Below are 446 nucleotides of genomic sequence, written 5' to 3' on the forward strand. Positions count from 1 at the left end.
ATTTACAGTCCGCCGCGTTTAGCCACTTCGCTACCCCTCCGATATAAATGGTGCCGGCAAGAGGACTTGAACCCCCAACCTACTGATTACAAGTCAGTTGCTCTACCAGTTGAGCTACACCGGCACGATGGTGGAGGATGACGGGATCGAACCGCCGACCCCCTGCTTGTAAGGCAGGTGCTCTCCCAGCTGAGCTAATCCTCCAAAAAGATCTATATAAGCGCTTTGATAAGCGTTATTTTCATTACTTATAATAGAATATTTCAAATAAAAAACCCCTATGCTCTTTTATAAGAGACTCATAAGGGGTCTTATTAATTGCCTGGCAACGTCCTACTCTCACAGGGACAAAGTCCCAACTACCATTGGCGCTAAAGAGCTTAACTTCCGTGTTCGGTATGGGAACGGGTGTGACCTCTTCGCTATCGCCACCAGACAAGAGATTG

2 tRNA genes and 1 rRNA gene are annotated in these 446 nt (G+C 47.3%); all 3 read right to left on the reverse strand.

Going from position 1 to position 446, the window contains the following annotated elements:
• Nucleotides 1-48: 48 nt before the first annotated feature.
• The 3 genes from ACN6NE_RS31110 to rrf all read right to left on the reverse strand — a co-directional run bounded on the left by ACN6NE_RS31110 (nucleotide 49) and on the right by rrf (nucleotide 436).
• Nucleotides 49-124, reverse strand: a tRNA-Thr gene (locus ACN6NE_RS31110).
• A 4-nt stretch (nucleotides 125-128) separates the two neighbouring features.
• A tRNA-Val gene (locus ACN6NE_RS31115) sits at nucleotides 129-204 on the reverse strand.
• A 116-nt stretch (nucleotides 205-320) separates the two neighbouring features.
• Nucleotides 321-436 (reverse strand): 5S ribosomal RNA (gene rrf, locus ACN6NE_RS31120).
• Nucleotides 437-446 lie beyond the last annotated feature (10 nt).

The organism is Priestia sp. 53B2 (assembly GCF_056099005.1).